The organism is Glutamicibacter halophytocola (genome assembly GCF_001302565.1).
In the GTDB taxonomy this organism is placed as follows: Bacteria; Actinomycetota; Actinomycetes; order Actinomycetales; family Micrococcaceae; genus Glutamicibacter; species Glutamicibacter halophytocola.
Window position 1 is genome coordinate 3,734,229 of the sequence record NZ_CP012750.1, and the last position, 16,644, is coordinate 3,750,872.

The window sequence follows — 16,644 nt, forward strand, 5'->3', positions numbered from 1 at the left end:
ATCCTTAGGCGTGGGAGCGATTCAGCGCGATCGCTTCGAGTTCGGACAGGGTGATCTGGGCTAGTTCGGCGACTTCCTCGGCGCTCACCGCACCGCAGGTGACCCCGCGGTGGATGTAGCGGGCGAGGGCCCGTGCGGTGGCGGGCTCATCCATGATCGTGGAGCTGATCTGGTGGACGTAGTTGCGCAGGCGGGTGCCGGCCGCCTGCAGGCCTTCGCGGAAGAATGCGAAGGTGGCCAGGTAGCGGGTGGGCAGCTGGTTTTCGTGCAGGTCCCAGCCCTGGTAGATGCCGCGGGCCAGGTGGCGGGAGACCAATCGGGCGTGCAGGGCCCAGGCTTCTGCCATATTTTCCGGGTCGCCGGCAGGGATGATATTGGTCGAGCCATCGGACAGCTCGACGCCGGTCCCGGCCACGGCCACCTGCATGACATCCTTGGCGTAGTCAGCCACCGGGTGTTCCATGGACTGGTAGCCGGCGGCCACGCCCAGCGAGGCCGAGTAGTCGTAGGTGCCGTAGTGCAGGGAAGATACCCGGCCTTGGCCTGCGTGGATCAGCTGGGCCACGGGATGGGTGCCGTCGGCGGCGATGATCACCTGCGGGGTTTCGACTTGGACTTCGAAGCGGATCTTGCCCGCTTCAAGGCCGTGGGCCTGCTCCAGCTGCTCGGCGAGCAGCACCATGGCCTTGACCTGGTCCACGGTGGTGACCTTGGGCAGGGTCAGGCGCAAGCCAGCAGGCAGTTCCCCATGGGAAAGCAGCTGCGAAATGAACAGCCCCAGGGTGCGGATGCCGCGGGCGCGGGTCGGGGCTTCGAAGCATTTGAAGCGGATGCCGATGAAGGAGGGAGCCTTGTTGGCGGCCACGGCCGCAGCGAGCGAGTCGGCCGCGGCCAGCACGGCTGCGTCCTCCTCGGCATCGCTGCGATTGCCGAAGCCGTCTTCAAAGTCAATGCGCAAGTCTTCGATGGGTTCGCTGGCCAGCTTGTCGGCCACCAGCTCGGCCAGGCGCTGCGGCTCGGCCAGGTTCAGCTTGGCTGCCAGGGCGGACAGGCCCATGAGGCCGCCGGCAGCCGCAATGGCGTTCCGGCCCCAGGCCGCGGGCAGATCGGGGGTGTACTTGTCGCCCGGAACATACACGGTATGGATGGGCTGGCGTGCCCCGGAATCGCCCGGGTAGGACTGTTCCAGCAGCTGGTCTGTGCCGGCTAGCAGCGCTTCTACGCTGTCCAGCGTGGACTCATCGAAGGGGTTGATCATGACTTGCTCACGTACTCCTTTTCCAACAGTTCATATGCGCCAGTGGTGAGGAAGTCTGCGAAGTCCTCATCCTTGCCGCTGGTCAGGGTGGCGATCAGCTGTGCAGCTGGCTCGTAGTAGGCCTTGAAGTGCTCTTCATTATTGACCTCGCCGCGCAGGCGTTCCACCTCTTCGCCCAGAATGGTTGACACCAATTCTGCGGTGATGGTGTTGCCGGTGTCGGCAGCCACCACCTCGTTGCGGATCTGCTGCCAGATCTGCGAACGGGAGATTTCAGCGGTGGCGGCATCTTCCATCAGGTTGTGGATGGCCACCGCGCCGTTGCCCGAAAGCCACACTGCGGTGTATGCCACGGCCACGTAGAGGTTGGCGCGCACGCCGGCTTCGGTGACATCACCCGGGGCGCTGGCGACGTCGAGCAGCTGGGCTGCGGTGACCTCAACCTCTGGACGCTGGCGGTCGATCTGGTTTGGCTTCTCGCCGAGCTTGGCGTCGAAGATTTCCTTGCAGATGTTCACCAGATCCGGGTGGGCTACCCAGGAGCCGTCGAATCCGTCGTTGGCTTCGCGGGTCTTGTCATCTCGGACCTTCCCGAAGGCGGCCGCGGTGACTTCTGGTTCGCGGCGGTTCGGGATGACGGCGGCCATGCCGCCCATGGCGAAGGCTCCGCGCTTGTGGCAGGTCTTGACCAGCAGTTCGGTGTAGGCGCGCATCATCGGTGCGGTCATCGAGACTGCGGAGCGGTCCGGCATGATGAATCCGGCTCCGGCTTCGCGGAAGGTCTTGATGATGGAGAACAGGTAGTCCCAGCGGCCGGCGTTCAGGCCCGAGGCGTGCTCGCGCAGCTCGTAGAGGAATTCTTCCATCTGGAAAGCGGCCGGAATGGTTTCGATGAGCATGGTGGCGCGCACGGTGCCATGGGCGATGCCCAGCTCGGCCTGGGCGAAGGTGAAGATCTCGTTCCACAGGCGGGCTTCGAGGTAGTGCTCCATTTTCGGCAGGTAGTAGAACGGGCCCTGGCCCGACTCGGTGAGCACCTTGGCATTGTGGAAGAAGTGCAGGCCGAAGTCCACCAAGGCGCCGACGGCAGGCTTGCCGTCCACGAGGACGTTGTTTTCCGTCATGTGCCAGCCGCGCGGACGAACCACGACCACTGCGCGTGGTGCATCGGTGCGCAGCTCATAGGACTTGCCGGTCTTGGCGTCAGAGAAGGCCAGGGTTCCGCGGGCGGCGGCCGAAAGGTTCGAGATGGCGTCGATGACGTTGAACCAGCTCGGGGTGGAGGCGTCTTCCAGGTCGGCCAGCCAGACCTTGGCGCCGGAGTTCAGGGCGTTGATGGCCATCTTGGCCGGGGAGGCCGGGCCGGTGATTTCCACTCGGCGGTCGCGCAGCGCTTCTGGCGCTTCGGCGACCTTCCAGTCGCCGGTGCGCACCGATTCGGTCTGCGGGTCGAAGTCGATGCCCTTGGCATCGGAGAATTCCTTGCGGCGCACCGCGCGGGCGGCCAGCAGTTCATCGCGAGTTCCGGCGAATTTCTGGTGCAGCTTCTGGATGAAAGCTAGGGCGTCATCGGAGAGGATCTGCTGGGCATCAGCGACATCAGGGATGCTGGTAATTGAAATACTCATGAGTTGTTCCTTAACCTCTTGTGCTCTTTTGCACTGCTCTGTTCCATGTATGGATGCTTTGACATGCACCCAATTGTCTTGCTGCAACCTGCTCTGCCGTGACGGCATTGGCTGCCAGTTCATGATCTCGGCGATCCAAAAGATTTCCGTATAGTGGATACTATTATCCTCAAAATGAAAATGCAAGGGGTATTTGCAACCTCATGCACGGATTTTTGTCGATGAATTATCGGATCGTGGAAGAAATGCCGGTTTTTAGGCTATTGTTGAGACGAGGATTTCGCATCGTAGAACTTACACGTAAGCTACTTCCAAAATGAGTGCCTTAACTAAGGAGCAAAAGATGACGCAGACTTCCAGCAAGTCCACCACTGGCGGCGTCCAGTCCGTTGAACGCGCATTTGAGCTTCTTGAAGTCATCGCCCGCGCCGGCGGCGAGGCGGCGCTGAGCGAATTGGCCGCCGACACTCCCCTGCCGCTGCCGACCATCCACCGCCTGCTGCGTACCTTGGTGGGAGTCGGCTATGTCCGCCAGCTGCCCAACCGCCGCTATTCCCTGGGCCCGCGCTTGATTCGCCTGGGTGAAGTCGCCAACCGGCAGCTCGGCGCATTGGCTTCCCCGGTACTCAAGGATCTGGTCTCCAAGCTTGGCGAATCAGCCAACATCGCCGTACTGGATGGCGATATGGTCACCTACATCGCCCAGGTGCAGTCTGCGCACTCGATGCGCATGATCACCGAAGTAGGACGCCGCGCCATGCTGCACAACTCCGGGGTCGGCAAGGCCGTGCTCTCGGTGCTTGACGATGAACGCGTGCAGCGCCTCGTTTCCCAAGCGGGCATGCCGCCGAAGACCGCCAACACCATCACGACGCTGGGCAAGCTGTTCACCGATGTCGAGGCCACCCGCGAACGCGGCTACTCCATCGACGAGGAAGAGCAGGAATTGGGCGTGCGATGCATCGCCGTCCCGGTTCCCGGGGCCCCGACCCCGATGGCCATTTCTGTCTCCGGGCCAGTCACCCGCGTGGATGAGGCTTTCATCAAGTCCGCGGTGCCGGTGTTGCAAGAGGCAGCCAAGGAACTCGGCGTGCAACTGGTTGCCGCTGCCGACTAGCTTTTCAGGGCAGCAGTCTTCGGTGTCACCGTTGTCATCAGCACCAGGGGAATCAGCACGATGCCCGCGATGGCCGCCAGCGCCGAAAAGGAACTCACCGCCATCAAAGGGCCGGCTGCAAAAGCAGCTGTCGCGCCACAGAGGTTGGAGAGCGCGTCGACGCCGCCCTGCACCGAGGCGCGGTCTTGCTTGCTGATCACTGTGGCAAACAAGGCGGATCCGGCCACGTTGATAAAGGACCAGCCCACACCAAGCAGAATCAGGCTGGTCATGATCCATCCCATGTTCTGCGGGTGCAACCCTCCGGCCAGAAGCGAGCCGGCAAAAATCGCCAGTCCTACGGCAATGGAGAAGCGATAGCCCCAGCGGTCTGCCACGTAGCCCACCAAAGGCGCCAGCGCATACATGCCAAGAATATGCAGCGAGATGGTCACACCGACCAGCGAAACCGAGCCGCCATGATGGGTAACGTGAATCGGCGTCATCGTCATGATGGCCACCATCACCATTTGCGCGCTGAGGATCGCCACTACTGCATAGCGTGCGCGCGGGTTGTTGCGCAGCTCGGCGGCAAAGCGCTTGAGGCCGCCCCTGTGGCGAACAGGCAGCGCTGGTCCCGCCAATTGGTCAGTCTCGCGGTTGAGCAATAGGGGATCCGGGCGCATCAGGAGGAATACCAGGAGGCCCGCAACCAGCATGGCGACACCTGCAATGAGGAACGCCCCGGCGTAGACGTGCAGTCCGGTCGCGTCGCTGATCCGCTGCGCAGGAATTCCTAGATTTGGGCCCAGGACCGTGCCAATGGTTCCCACCCATACGATCAGGGCCAGGCTGCGCCCCTTATGGTCATCGGCAGCCAGATCCGTCGCGGCAAAGCGTGCCTGCAAGCTGATCGCCGAACCGGAACCAATCAACAGCAAACCAGCAAAAAGCGGAATCACCAACTGGTACTGGGCCGCAGGAACTAGCAGCAAGGCGCCGAGAGCCGCCAGCCACCAACCGCTAGCCAGGGCAACGCGACGGCCGAAGCGCGCGGCCAGGTTGCCTAGAGGCAGCCCCAGCAGAGCCGCGCCAAGGGTGCTGGCTGTGCGGGCCAGGCCCGCCCAGGCTTCGCTGGAGGTGACCTCTTCGGCTAGCAGGATACCGATGGACGGGGCGACGCCTACTCCGATGGTGCCAAAGATCTGGGAGACGGCAAGGATCCACAACGTACGTTGTTGCACCCTGCTTCGCGTCAGTTCGTTCATGGCCCGTGCCCTTCCAATTGCCCTGGGGAATCGTCCATCACCCAGGAACAGTGTAGTTCAAGCTGGGATACAAGGTGTATCCCAGATCGAATTCATGACACCAGAGGGTTGCCACGCTGGGATCAGGACGTCCCTTACGGAGCATTTCCGTTATCGGAAACATGCTTGCCCAGGCTCGCCCTGAATTCATCGGAGTCGCCTTCGACCATGAGCCGAACCAGTTGCCGATGCTCGGCGATGATCTCTTCGCGGCGCGTGATCAAATCTTGGGAGGTAGCAAAAAGAGCGAACCGGTGCCGGTCGGCCAAGTGGTCGTAAAGCTCGACTCGAATGCTGTTGCCACCAGCTTCAACAAAACCGCGGTGGAAGGCAATGGTCAGTTCCACAAATTGGCCCAGCTCGCCGGCCGCCAGGGCATCGTCCTGCTCTTCAATGGACAGGTATTGGCGCTCGGCAATCAATTCACGCTGCTTGGCCGGAGCCTCGAGAACCGAGACCGACTCAAGAAGCAGGCGCGTGCCAGCCAGCTCTGCCACTTGGCGCTCGCTCAGTCCACGGACCACTGCCCCGCGCTTGGGGAAGATCTCGATCCATCCCTCTTGCTGCAGTCGCCCCAGGGCCAAGCGAACCGGAGTGCGGCTCAATTCGAATTGCTTGGCCAGCGAAGCTTCGCCAATCATCGAGCCGGGCGCATAGGTGCCGCGCAGGACTCCATCACGGATCAGCCGATAGGCTCTCTCGGACGCACTGGGTTCTTCGGTGGGCACCACTAGTGGGGTTCTCCTCATAAGCTAAGCAGGCCGCGTTTTGTGCATCGCGGTGTCTCAAGACTACGTGAACACTCGCCTCGCAAGGCCTTGCTACTGGGCGAACTGGGTTTCGTACAACTGCGTGTAGCGCCCACCCAGTGCAAGCAATTCGGTATGCGTTCCGCGTTCAATGATCCGGCCGGCTTCCACCACCAGGATCTGGTCAGCTGAGCGGATGGTGGAGAGCCGGTGGGCAATGATCAGCGCAGTGCGGTTCTCCAAGGCCTCGGCCAAGGCCGCCTGCACCGCTGCTTCATTGGCCGAATCCAGTGCTGCGGTGGCCTCATCCAGGATGACCACCTGGGGAGCTGCCAAGAGCAATCGCGCGATGGTCATGCGCTGGCGTTCGCCACCAGAGAGCCGGTAGCCGCGCTCCCCCACCACCGTTTCCAGCCCATCGGGCAAAGACTGGATGACCGGCTTGAGGCGGGCACGCTCCAATGCTTCCCAAATTTGCTCGTCGGTGGCTTCCGGCCGAGCCAGGGTCAAGTTGGATCGGATGGTTTCATGGAACAGGTGCCCGTCCTGGGTCACCATGGAGACCGAGGTGCGCAGGGAATCCAGCTTGAGCTGGCGGATATCCTCGCCCGCCAGCTGAACGCTTCCCGAGTCCACGTCATAAAGCCGGGCCAGCAGCGAAGCCACGGTGGACTTGCCCGCACCGGATGAGCCAACCAGCGCGAAGGTCTGGCCAGCCGGGATTTCGAAGTTGATATCGTGCAGGACTTCTTCGCCACCACGAGTATCCAGAATGGCCACTTCCTCCAGCGAGGCCAGCGAGACCTTGTCCGCGCTCGGGTAGGAGAAATCCACGTGATCAAATTTCACCGGAATGGGCGCTCCGACCTCCAGGCGACGCGCGCCGGGAGCATCGGTAATGAGCGGCTCCAGGTCCAGGACCTCGAAGACCCGGTCGAAGCTGACCAGGGCGCTGGTGATTTCCACGCGGGCATTAGCTAGTGCAGTCAGCGGCGTGTAGAGCCTGGTGAGCAGCATGCCAAGGGTGACCACGTCACCGGCAGCCAGTTCGCCGCGAACCGCATACATTCCGCCCAAGCCATAGACCAGCGCGAGGGCCAGCGCGGCAACCAGGGTCAGTGCGGTGACGAAGTAGAACTGGCGCATGGTCATCTTCACGCCAATATCCCGGACCCTGCCAGCATGCATGGCGAATTGCCTTGACTCATCCTTGGGGCTGCCGAAGAGCTTGATCAGGGTAGCGCCCGGTGCCGAGAAACGCTCGGTCATCTGATTGCCCATGCTCGCGTTCAATTCCGCGGATTCACGGCGCATCAATGCCACAGACTTGCCGAAGTGGCGGGCAGGCAAAAGGAAAATCGGCAAAAGCACCAGCGCAATGAGCGTCACCTGCCATGAGGTGGTGAACATGACGGCGGCAGTGAGGATCAAGGCCACGGTATTGGAGACCAATCCAGAAAGCGTTCCTGCGAAAGCCGATTGGGCGCCAATGACATCGTTGTTCAGCCGGCTGACCAGGGCGCCGGTTCTGGTGCGCGCAAAGAAGGCAACAGGCATTTTCTGAACATGGTCGAAGACCGCAGTGCGCAAGTCGTAGATGATCCCTTCGCCAAGCCGCGAGGAGAACCAGCGAACGATCACGGAAGTAATGGCGTCCAACACTGCAATCACTGCCATGATGATCGCCAGGTTGGCGATGGTGCGCACTCCGGACTGCGCCACGATCTCGTCAACCACCCGTCCGGCCAGAACCGGGGTCACGACAGCAAGCACGGCGGCGACCACCGAGAAGAGCACGAAGATCAGGAGCCGGGTTTTATATTCCGCCGCAAATTTCAGGACCCGCTTGGGCGTAGTTGCGGCGTAGGCCTTCCCTTTGTCACCAGATAGTTTCCATAGCGAATGCCAAGCGGCACTTTCCATGCTCATGAATTTTTGCTCGCAATCCTGCTCGGGGATTCGGTGGGTTCCACCTTGCCTAGTTTCCCAGCAACCCTTCTGCAACTTCTAGGTAGGGTCAGCTTATTTTTATGCGGCAGGCAGGGAAGGGCTCAGCAGTCATCCCACAGATCATTTCATGCAGCCCTGGCCACATTCCGCCTCTTTTGCTTCCACGATCCAGTAGCGATTCATTCCGAATTATGGAATTACAATTTTTCATTGCGGAATCTTGTGATCTGACTTACAGTTGACAGCATCCACCACTCAGGCACATACCTCGGAGTGAGACTTCCCTCAGGAGCAGCCATGAAAATGAAATCGCCCGACGACTTGACCTTCCAAGAACCGTCAGCTAAAAAACCCTTCTACACGTCGTTGTTTTTCCAACTCGGCATTGCTATTGCAGCTGGCGTATTGATTGGGCATTTCCTTCCAAAAGTAGGATCAGAACTTCGCCCATTGGGTGACGGGTTCATCATGTTGATCAAGATGATCATCGCCCCACTGATCTTCCTCGTTATCGTTACCGGCATCGCCGCCGTAGGCGACGTGAAAGCCGTAGGCCGAGTGGGCGTCAAAGCCCTGCTGTACTTCACCTGCGCAACCGTCTTTGCATTGATCTTCGGCCTGATCGTCGCCAACCTCGCTCAGCCCGGGGCTGGACTGAACATCGACCCTTCCACCTTGGACACCACCACCCTGGAAGAAAAGTCCGGCGAGGCAAAGAACGCCGCCGACTTCATCCTGGGCATCATCCCGGTAAGCGTCATTGGCGCCTTTGCCGAAAACAACCTGTTGCAGGTCTTGTTCTTCTCGGTCTTCTTCGGTTCCGCCATTGTCGTGGTCGGCCAAGAACGCTGCGCGCCATTGCTGGCAGTATTCGAAAACATCCTGGAGCTGATCTTCAAGGTCATGAGCTGGGTTATGCGCGTCGCTCCTTTGGGCGCATTCGGCGCCATGGGATTCATCATCGGCCAGTACGGCATCGAAACCCTGGGCACCTACGCAAAGCTGATTCTCGCCTGCTACACCGCAGCACTTTTGTTCATCGGCATCCTGTTCCTGGTGGCATGGATCTTCGCCCGAGTCCCGCTGTGGCAATTCATCAAATACACCCGCGAAGAATTCCTCCTCGCGCTGGGCACCGCGTCAACTGAATCCGTGATGCCTCGCATCATGACCAAGCTGACCAATGCAGGTTGCTCGCGTGCCACAACCGGGCTGGTTGTACCCACCGGATATTCCTTCAACCTTGATGGCGCAGCGATCTACCTGTCGATTTCCCTGCTCTTCCTGGCCCAGGCTTTTGGACATGACCTGAGCTTCGGCCAGCAGCTGGCAGCACTCGGTGTCCTGCTGCTGACTTCCAAGGGCATGGCAGGCGTTCCCGGCTCGTCCTTCCTGGCATTGTCGGCCACCGCAGCCGCCCTGGGCATCTTCCCGGTTGCCGGCGTCGCATTGCTGCTGGGCGCGGACCGCATCATGGATTCCATGCGCGTCGCCGTGAACCTGCTCGGCAACTGCGTGGCAACGTTCGTAGTTGCCAAGTGGGAAGGGCAGTTCGACCGCGAGACGATGAAGCGTGCCTTCGCAGGTGAGATCACCAACGAAGACACCGCCCGAATGCTGGGACGAGATGAAGAGTGGGAAGAGATGGAAGCCGAACGCCTGGCTAGCGGCAACGCTCCATCGCCGAAGTTCGGCGGAGGCCCGACCCCGGACGCCTTGCCACGAATCGACATGCAACCGGCAGCTGAAGCGGCTTCGGCAACACCGGACGAAGATTCACCACAGGTCGCAGCACAGTCGAAGTCATGATCCTCAACGGATTGTGACAAGACTTCATAAATGAGAGAGGCTGGTCGGCCAGCGGTGAAAGGTTATCCCTTTCCGCTGGCCGACCAGCCTTTTTGACGCTGCCTCGACCTGGCTGTTTTCAGTGGCCGCAGCTGTCGCGAGTGCGGCTAGATTGCGCTCCACCCGCCGTCGGAAGCCACCACTACGCCATTGATGTTGGTACTGTCCTCACTGAGCAGGAAGGTTATGGACGCGGCCAGCTGGCTAGCGGTGGCCAGCCCTGGAATGATGCTCATGAGCGGGCCAATGGCTTCTTGGGCGAACACCGAATCCATCGGCGCCTCGATATTCGTCTGCACGGCTCCCGGGGCAACAGCGTTGAACCGTATCCCCTTCTTGGCATACATGACTGCCGAGTTCTTCGTCATTCCGATCACCGCGTGCTTGGACGCCGTGTAGGCGACTCCCGCAGCCGATCCGCGCAGTCCAGCCTCGGAGGCAACGTTGACTACAGCTCCATGGCCTGCGTCGAGCATCAGCGGCAGGACACCGCGAGTTAGCTTCAAGATGGAATTGACGTTCACGTTGAAGACCCGCTCCCAGGTCGCATCCTCAACTTCATGGATGGGCTCGAACTTGTCCATGATGCCCGCGACGTTTGCCAAGCCGTCGATTCTTCCTTCGCCAGCGGCAACAACGCGGTCAGCGATCTCTTGCTCGGTGATATCGCCGGCCACAACAACAAAGTCCAACTCGGGATTCCCAGCCACCAGCTCTTCAAGCCTGCCAGCGCTGATGTCTGCGGCAATAACCTTGCCGCCCTCTTTGGCCACGCGCAGTGCCGTGGCCTTGCCAATTCCAGATCCAGCTCCGGTCACGACGATCGTTTTGCCGGTGAACCGGCCTGCTGCGATCCGTTCCTGCCAAGTGTTTTCCGTGCTCATTGCACTCCCCCATCTGCTACGCCAGCTGTCCCGAACAGCTTATGACTCACAGTGTCATAATTCAATGGCCCATACTTGAGATATGCCGGACAGCAACAGTTCCACTTCCCAGCGCCTCTCCGGGCGGCCGCAATCCATCGACCCGGATGGCGTGGCCCGGATTGCCTTGGAGTTGTTTGACCAACATGGCTATGCCCAAGTTTCAATGGCCCAGATTGCGGAAGCCTCTGGAATTGGGCGCAAGAGCCTGTACCGGTATTTCTCATCGAAAGCTGATCTCGTGTGGGGCGGGGCGCTTGAGGCAATTTCGGTTTCCGAAGCCGCTCTGAACACAGGGCGGCAAACCGGGCTGGGCCTGATCGAGTCCCTGCACAAGGCCACGCTGGCCGCCCTGCAGTCCTTGCCTGACTTGGAAGTTGCGCGGGGACGATTGCGCTTGATCGCAGAGCAGCCTGAATTGCTCTCGCAAGCGTCACTGCGCATGTCTCCGGATCGGGAACGAACCACGCGGTTCTTCATGGAACATGGAGTGAACGAAGAGCAAGCCGAATACCTGACCATAGCTTTCGGCGCAGTTCTTTTCACTGCATGCGTCCGCTGGGCGCAGTCCACCCAGCCGGATCCAGCGCCTTTTCTGGCTAACGCCGTACAGGTCCTCCAGACGCCACAGGGGCTCGACTAGGAAGTGCCTGCGGTCCAGCGGTCATCAATCATGGCCGCAAAGTCGAAAACCTCATCGAGGATTTCACGCAGGGTCTCATCCTGCGATTCGATCCATCTGACCAGGGCGTGGTCATAGAGGGTCAGCGCCAGCAACGCGGAGGTGTCAGCCAATCGGGGATTGGCGCAAAAGGGCTGCAGCGCGTGCGCCAGCGCAGCCTGTTGCTCCCTGCGTGAATCCTGCCAGCTGGCCCGCAGCGCAGGAGTGCTCCATACCAATTGAACTCGCGAGCGCATAGTGCCGGGGTCCTGGTCGGCGGCCACAACGGTTGGCTCGAAGCTTCGGCGCAAAAGCTCGAGCAAACTCTCGCTGGGATTTGATGCCATGGATTCGAGCATCTGGGAGAAATGCATATTCATCGACCGCAATGCAGTCACCACGGCGTCTTCTTTTAAAGAGAAATACCTGAAGAATGTCGCACGGGAAATGCCAACAGCCTGGGCCGCCTGCTGGGCCGTGACGTTCTCCAACCCGCGCTCGGCAAAAACGGCATACACCTGCTGCGCCAGCTCGGTTTTCATCTTCTCGCGCACCCGATCGCGCACTACGCTGCCCATGGCAAGAATTTTACTCTGAGATCACCATCCATTAATGAGACTCCGTCTCTTTGCACTGATCAAGCCATGAAACCAGCAGGCGTGTCGCATGGTTGCCGATTCACGATACTCAATAATTGCCCGATATTGATGTCCACCTCCCACCACTTCGGTAGGCTCAAGAGCGGGCAGTAAATCCGATACGAAGGACGGACATGGGACAGCAAGGAAGCGTAAACAGCATCGAACTTGGCCAAGGGCTAAAGGTCACCGAACAGGGGTTTGGATGCATGTCCTTGAGCAGCGCCTATGGAGCTGCTGATGATGCAGAATCCCTGCGCACCGTGAACCATGTGATCGATTCCGGAGTCACCTTCCTGGATACCGCGAACATCTACGGCGCCGGACACAACGAAAGCCTGCTCGCCGAAGTACTCAAGACCCGCCGCAACGAAGTCACGCTTGCAACCAAAGCCGGGATAGTCCGCCCCAAAAATCCGGGTGACCCGCGCGCCAACGGCTCCCCCGCCTTCATCAAGGAATGCCTCGACGAAAGTCTGAAGCGCCTGGGCGTGGAACATATCGACCTGTACTACTACCACCGAGTCGATAGCAGGGTGCCGATTGAAGATACCGTCGGCGCCTACAAGGAACTGGTCGACGCCGGCAAAGTAAGCCATATCGGATTGTCCGAAGTGACCGCCGATGAATTGCGCCGCGCGCACAAAGTGCACCCGATCACCGCCATTCAAATGGAGTACTCCATTTTCAGCCGCGACATTGAACGCTGGTTGCTGCCGGCCGCCAGCGAGCTCGGCGTGGGCCTGGTCAGCTACGCATCCCTGGGCCGCGGCTACTTCACCGGAGAAGTTGATTCATTGGATCAGCTGGATGCGACCGACGTCCGCCGGAACTTCCCGCGGTTCGAAGACGCCCGAATGAAGAATAATCTCCCGCTACGCGCAATCATCGGGGAAACTGCGCGGCGTGAAGGAATTACCACCGCGCAGCTCTCGCTGGCTTGGGTTTATGAGCAGGCCCGGGCCCAGAACGTCGAGGTCTCGCCGATCCCGGGAACCCGCTACTCCGCCCACTTCGATGACAATCTGCGGTCCTTGGATGTCCGGCTTTCAGCAGACTCAATGGCCTCGCTGAACGCGTTGGCTGATCAAGTCGACGGCGAGCGCCAGGCTGACATCATGTCGGTGTCCAAGGGTCGCGAAGAAGAACAGATGCTGGGTGCCAATTAGGCCCTGCCAATCCAGGAGTGTCGTGCGGGAATGCAACAGCACCGCACGACACCCATGATTCCGGTGCCAATCATTCAGATGAACCGACTAGGCAACTTCAAGTGGCTCGGCCTTGCCGTCAAGGAGATCCTGAAGTGCCGGAATTTTCACGCTTTGCCCCTTGTGCAAAGACAACTGCGCCGCATCGGCGACCAGCGCCGCTGTCACTGCCTCAAATGGCGTGCAGGGGTTCTCCCGCTCGCCCAGAATCAATTCAACAAATCCCGCAAGCTCGTCTACATAGGCTTCATGGAAACGCTGCGCGAAAGTCTCGTGCGGGGTACCACCAGGGAATTCTATTCCGGCTTCCGCGGACCGGAAAGCAGACCGCTCATCAAGTCCGACCACTGCGGTAGCCAGCGATCCATGGACATCCAGTCGAACATCATGGCCTGAGCCGTTATACCGGGTTCCCGTTACCGATGCCAGAGTGCCGTCCTCAAGCTTCAACATGGCGCACGAGGTATCAACATCACCGGCCTTCCCAATTTCCTCGTCACCCTTATTTGATCCCCACGAGCACACTTCGACGATCCTCTTGCCCGTGAGCCATTGAATGATGTCAAAATCATGGACGGACACGTCCCGGAAGATTCCACCCGATGTTCTGATGTAATCAACGGACGGCGGAAACGCATCACCAGTTACCGCCCGCAAGGAATGCAACCAACCCAGCTCCCCGGCGGCGAAACGGCTCTTAGCTTCCGCATACCCCGCATCAAATCGACGCTGGTGGCCAACCTGGACTATTGCCCCTGCAGCACGGATCTCTTCGAGCAGAGGAAGCGCGTCGGAGACACTGCTGGAGACCGGCTTCTCGCAGAACATCGGTACGCCATACTTGAAGCCCAAACGGAGAAGCTCAGGGTGAGAGGCGGTATTGGAAGTAATGACAAAGCCATCCAACCCCGATTCCAAGAGGTCTGCCACGGATTCGCGCGAATCAACGTGAAGCTCCGCAGCAACCCGCCGCGCTACCTCAGCGTTGGCGTCTGCGAGGAGTATCTGAATTTCAACGCCGCGTTGCGCCATTTTCTCCTTGACCGTCACTAGATTCTTCGCGTGCATTTGACCGATTCGCCCAGCTCCAACCAGACCAAGTTTTAATGTTTTCAACTCTTGACTCCCTTCAGGAATTCTCAGAAATAGTCGCTTTCATCGTTGAAAGCTGAGTGGTTCTACCCTTTGGCCTCTGCTGTCCACCCGTGAGAATTGATAACCTGCGGGCAGCGGGCACGCGGCCGGTCACCCCAATTCGGGGCCATGTCGCTATAGCATTCAACCGACTTCTTCGTTAATGGATATTGCCCATCGGACACCTTGTCCAGTTTCACATGAAGAGTTCAAGTCCCGCAAGGGTCGCAACCCCACTTTCATGGATTGATCGCGACTGCACTCGCACAGGTCACCATGGAAGTGAGTCCAACCCGCTCACCGCGGACGATCGCAGCCACAAGATCCTCCGCCCGAGCACCCCTCAGTGGAACGTTGTAATCTAGAGCACATTTGCTATTATTAGTGTCAGTAAATTGAACAGGGTGTCCAGCTAGTGAGAATTATGGCTGTTGATCAGTTTTCCGCACAGCACGACATCTCCCGCACTTCTCAGGAGTTGCCCTGTCCGTTTCAAGGTTGACCTTCATTGGCCATGCCGATGGCAAAGGAGCCATCAGGTCGAGGAGATTCGCCGATGCACCGCAACGGCGAATCAAATTTTGTGCAGTTCACAGAGGAGTTCCAATGTCCAAACATCATCACGTCACAAGCCAAACAGCGCTACCGCCACTCAAATCTGGTCCCCATGACAAGCGTCTAGGGCTCATTTCCCTGGTGGCTTGCTTTGGAGGATTGCTCTTCGGATACGACACCGGTGTCGCCAATGGTGCCGAGGGGCCCATGGCTGAAGAGCTGGGACTGAATCTCATTCAGATCGGTGTTGTCATCAGTTCACTGGTATTCGCAGCAGCTGTCGGAGCCCTCGTAGGCGGGCAGATATCCGACGCATGGGGTCGGCGCAAGAGCATACTACTGTTAGCCGTTCTGTTCTTTTTTGGCACCATGCTCGTGGTCTTCTCACCTGGTGGAGCCGAGCACGGCACGTTCTCCCCCGCTGGCTTTGCGATACTTGTGGCAGGACGCATCATGCTTGGACTTGCAGTTGGAGGCGCCTCCACCGTCGTCCCTGTCTACCTGGCAGAACTTGCTCCGTATGAAATCCGCGGTTCCATAACCGGGCGAAACGAGTTGGCCATTGTGAGTGGGCAACTAGCTGCCTTCGTAGTCAATGCGATTATTGCCAGCACTCTAGGTGGAACCGTCGACGGCATCTGGCGCATCATGTTTGCGGTCTGCGCCTTGCCAGCCCTGGCTTTGTTCCTCGGAATGCTCCGCATGCCAGAATCCCCGCGCTGGCTGGTTGAAAAGCGGCGTTACGCAGAAGCCCTGAAAGTCCTTAAGACTGTTCGTTCTTCAGATCGCGCACTCGCCGAGATCAATGACGTCGAACGCATCGCCGACGAAGAACGCGGTCAAGGGCACACTGGTCTGCGTGCCTTGTTGTCCAACAAGTGGCTCATCCGCATCGTTCTGGTGGGGATCGGCGTAGCAATGGCCCAGCAACTTACCGGCATCAACTCGATCATGTACTACGGCACACGAGTTCTTGAAGAGTCCGGAATGACCGCTCAGCAAGCCGTCTTGGCAAATATCGCCTTCGGCGTTGTGGCCGTCATCGGCGGAGTATTCGCACTGCGCAACATGGACCGCATTGACCGGCGGACCACATTCACCATCGGCCTGTCGTTGACCACCGTGTGCCATATTCTGATTGCGCTCGCTGGAATGTTCCTCCCAGAAGGCACCGCTCTTCGCCCGATAATCATCATGGTTCTAGTCGTCGCTTTCGTGCTGTCCATGCAATCATTCTTGAATGTAGCGGTCTGGGTGTGGCTGGCAGAAATATTCCCGCTCCACATGCGCGGACTAGGCATCGGAATCTCGGTATTCTTCGGCTGGGGCACAAATGGTGTTCTTACTTTGCTGTTCCCGTCGCTGGTATCAGGTATTGGCATCACCAGCTCATTCTTCATTTTCGCGGGCATCGGGGTCCTGGCTCTGATCTTCGTGATCACGCAGGTGCCCGAAACTCGCGGCCGTTCGCTGGAGTCCTTGGAAGAGGATGTCTCCACAGGAGCTATTTACGCCGTGCGCGCCAACGACAGCGTTCCGGCAGCGGAATAGATAAGGCGTCCATCCCCCGCGTACATTCTAAATATCCTTTCAACTAGTGCTGGCTCTGGTCTCGAACACCGGGCCAGCATTAGTCATGTTGATCAAGAGTCGCTTCGGGCACCCGAAGCATGCTGAAGCCAGCTTCTC

The 16,644-nt window shown here is 59.4% G+C and carries 13 protein-coding genes and 1 pseudogene; 5 read left to right on the forward strand and 9 right to left on the reverse strand.

Features of this window, described 5'->3' with window-relative positions; genetic code table 11:
• Nucleotides 1-4: 4 nt before the first annotated feature.
• A complete protein-coding gene (locus AOZ07_RS17195; protein ID WP_060703096.1) occupies nucleotides 5-1,258 on the reverse strand; it encodes a DUF6986 family protein in 1,254 nt (417 codons plus the stop codon).
• Nucleotides 1,255-2,886: a malate synthase A gene (gene aceB / locus AOZ07_RS17200; RefSeq protein ID WP_060703097.1), complete on the reverse strand. Its 1,632-nt coding sequence runs from the start codon at nucleotides 2,884-2,886 to the stop codon at nucleotides 1,255-1,257. Before aceB ends, AOZ07_RS17195 begins: the two co-directional genes overlap by 4 nt.
• Nucleotides 2,887-3,229: 343 nt before the next feature.
• Here aceB and AOZ07_RS17205 point away from each other — a divergent pair, with 343 nt between their 5' ends.
• Nucleotides 3,230-4,003, forward strand: a complete 774-nt coding sequence (locus AOZ07_RS17205; protein WP_060703098.1) for an IclR family transcriptional regulator — start codon at nucleotides 3,230-3,232, stop codon at nucleotides 4,001-4,003.
• Here AOZ07_RS17205 and AOZ07_RS17210 read toward each other — a convergent pair.
• From AOZ07_RS17210 to AOZ07_RS17220, 3 genes are all read right to left on the reverse strand, one after another.
• The gene (locus tag AOZ07_RS17210) at nucleotides 4,000-5,250 is read right to left on the reverse strand and encodes an MFS transporter (RefSeq protein WP_060703099.1); all 1,251 of its coding nucleotides are present in this window, start codon (nucleotides 5,248-5,250) and stop codon (nucleotides 4,000-4,002) included. The two genes, AOZ07_RS17205 and AOZ07_RS17210, sit on opposite strands and share 4 nt — an antisense overlap.
• A 134-nt stretch (nucleotides 5,251-5,384) precedes the next feature.
• Nucleotides 5,385-6,020 (reverse strand): GntR family transcriptional regulator, encoded by a 636-nt coding sequence (locus AOZ07_RS17215; RefSeq protein WP_236995219.1) that lies wholly within the window; start codon nucleotides 6,018-6,020, stop codon nucleotides 5,385-5,387.
• Between the two features lie 90 nt (nucleotides 6,021-6,110).
• Nucleotides 6,111-7,967 carry an ABC transporter ATP-binding protein gene (locus AOZ07_RS17220; protein WP_060703101.1) on the reverse strand — a complete coding sequence of 619 codons (1,857 nt, stop codon included), beginning with the start codon at nucleotides 7,965-7,967 and terminating at the stop codon, nucleotides 6,111-6,113.
• A gap of 318 nt (nucleotides 7,968-8,285) precedes the next feature.
• On the opposite strand from AOZ07_RS17220, the gene AOZ07_RS17225 reads away from it, so the two are divergent.
• The gene (locus tag AOZ07_RS17225) at nucleotides 8,286-9,797 is read left to right on the forward strand and encodes a cation:dicarboxylate symporter family transporter (protein WP_098945526.1); all 1,512 of its coding nucleotides are present in this window, start codon (nucleotides 8,286-8,288) and stop codon (nucleotides 9,795-9,797) included.
• 146 nt (nucleotides 9,798-9,943) lie between these two features.
• Here AOZ07_RS17225 and AOZ07_RS17230 read toward each other — a convergent pair whose 3' ends face one another.
• Nucleotides 9,944-10,720 carry an SDR family NAD(P)-dependent oxidoreductase gene (locus AOZ07_RS17230; RefSeq protein WP_060703103.1) on the reverse strand — a complete coding sequence of 259 codons (777 nt, stop codon included), beginning with the start codon at nucleotides 10,718-10,720 and terminating at the stop codon, nucleotides 9,944-9,946.
• 82 nt (nucleotides 10,721-10,802) lie between these two features.
• Here AOZ07_RS17230 and AOZ07_RS17235 point away from each other — a divergent pair, with 82 nt between their 5' ends.
• The gene (locus tag AOZ07_RS17235; RefSeq protein ID WP_060703104.1) at nucleotides 10,803-11,402 is read left to right on the forward strand and encodes a TetR family transcriptional regulator; all 600 of its coding nucleotides are present in this window, start codon (nucleotides 10,803-10,805) and stop codon (nucleotides 11,400-11,402) included.
• On the opposite strand, the gene AOZ07_RS19290 is transcribed toward AOZ07_RS17235, so the two are convergent.
• On the reverse strand, nucleotides 11,399-11,800 hold the full coding sequence (locus AOZ07_RS19290; RefSeq protein ID WP_470303235.1) for an acyl-CoA-like ligand-binding transcription factor: 402 nt from the start codon (nucleotides 11,798-11,800) through the stop codon (nucleotides 11,399-11,401). The two genes, AOZ07_RS17235 and AOZ07_RS19290, sit on opposite strands and share 4 nt — an antisense overlap.
• Nucleotides 11,801-11,875: 75 nt before the next feature.
• Nucleotides 11,876-11,998: pseudogene (locus tag AOZ07_RS19270) on the reverse strand (hypothetical protein); the annotation flags it as partial.
• A 194-nt stretch (nucleotides 11,999-12,192) separates the two neighbouring features.
• Between AOZ07_RS19270 and AOZ07_RS17245 the strand changes: the two are divergent.
• A complete protein-coding gene (locus tag AOZ07_RS17245) occupies nucleotides 12,193-13,227 on the forward strand; it encodes an aldo/keto reductase (protein WP_060703106.1) in 1,035 nt (344 codons plus the stop codon).
• An 87-nt stretch (nucleotides 13,228-13,314) separates the two neighbouring features.
• On the opposite strand, the gene AOZ07_RS17250 is transcribed toward AOZ07_RS17245, so the two are convergent.
• Nucleotides 13,315-14,382: a Gfo/Idh/MocA family protein gene (locus AOZ07_RS17250; RefSeq protein ID WP_060703107.1), complete on the reverse strand. Its 1,068-nt coding sequence runs from the start codon at nucleotides 14,380-14,382 to the stop codon at nucleotides 13,315-13,317.
• A gap of 624 nt (nucleotides 14,383-15,006) precedes the next feature.
• Here AOZ07_RS17250 and AOZ07_RS17255 point away from each other — a divergent pair.
• Nucleotides 15,007-16,506, forward strand: a complete 1,500-nt coding sequence (locus AOZ07_RS17255) for a sugar porter family MFS transporter (protein WP_060703108.1) — start codon at nucleotides 15,007-15,009, stop codon at nucleotides 16,504-16,506.
• The last annotated feature ends 138 nt before the right edge of the window (nucleotides 16,507-16,644 follow it).

What these genes read in the sequence shown, in the direction of transcription:
- AOZ07_RS17195 (WP_060703096.1), bottom strand. Translation starts at nt 1,258, where the DNA reads ATGATCAACCCCTTCGATGAGTCCACGCTGGACAGCGTAGAAGCGCTG.
- aceB (WP_060703097.1), bottom strand. Translation starts at nt 2,886, where the DNA reads ATGAGTATTTCAATTACCAGCATCCCTGATGTCGCTGATGCCCAGCAG.
- AOZ07_RS17205 (WP_060703098.1), top strand. Translation starts at nt 3,230, where the DNA reads ATGACGCAGACTTCCAGCAAGTCCACCACTGGCGGCGTCCAGTCCGTT.
- AOZ07_RS17210 (WP_060703099.1), bottom strand. Translation starts at nt 5,250, where the DNA reads ATGAACGAACTGACGCGAAGCAGGGTGCAACAACGTACGTTGTGGATC.
- AOZ07_RS17220 (WP_060703101.1), bottom strand. Translation starts at nt 7,967, where the DNA reads ATGAGCATGGAAAGTGCCGCTTGGCATTCGCTATGGAAACTATCTGGT.
- AOZ07_RS17225 (WP_098945526.1), top strand. Translation starts at nt 8,286, where the DNA reads ATGAAAATGAAATCGCCCGACGACTTGACCTTCCAAGAACCGTCAGCT.
- AOZ07_RS17230 (WP_060703103.1), bottom strand. Translation starts at nt 10,720, where the DNA reads ATGAGCACGGAAAACACTTGGCAGGAACGGATCGCAGCAGGCCGGTTC.
- AOZ07_RS17235 (WP_060703104.1), top strand. Translation starts at nt 10,803, where the DNA reads ATGCCGGACAGCAACAGTTCCACTTCCCAGCGCCTCTCCGGGCGGCCG.
- AOZ07_RS19290 (WP_470303235.1), bottom strand. Translation starts at nt 11,800, where the DNA reads ATGAATATGCATTTCTCCCAGATGCTCGAATCCATGGCATCAAATCCC.
- AOZ07_RS17245 (WP_060703106.1), top strand. Translation starts at nt 12,193, where the DNA reads ATGGGACAGCAAGGAAGCGTAAACAGCATCGAACTTGGCCAAGGGCTA.
- AOZ07_RS17255 (WP_060703108.1), top strand. Translation starts at nt 15,007, where the DNA reads ATGTCCAAACATCATCACGTCACAAGCCAAACAGCGCTACCGCCACTC.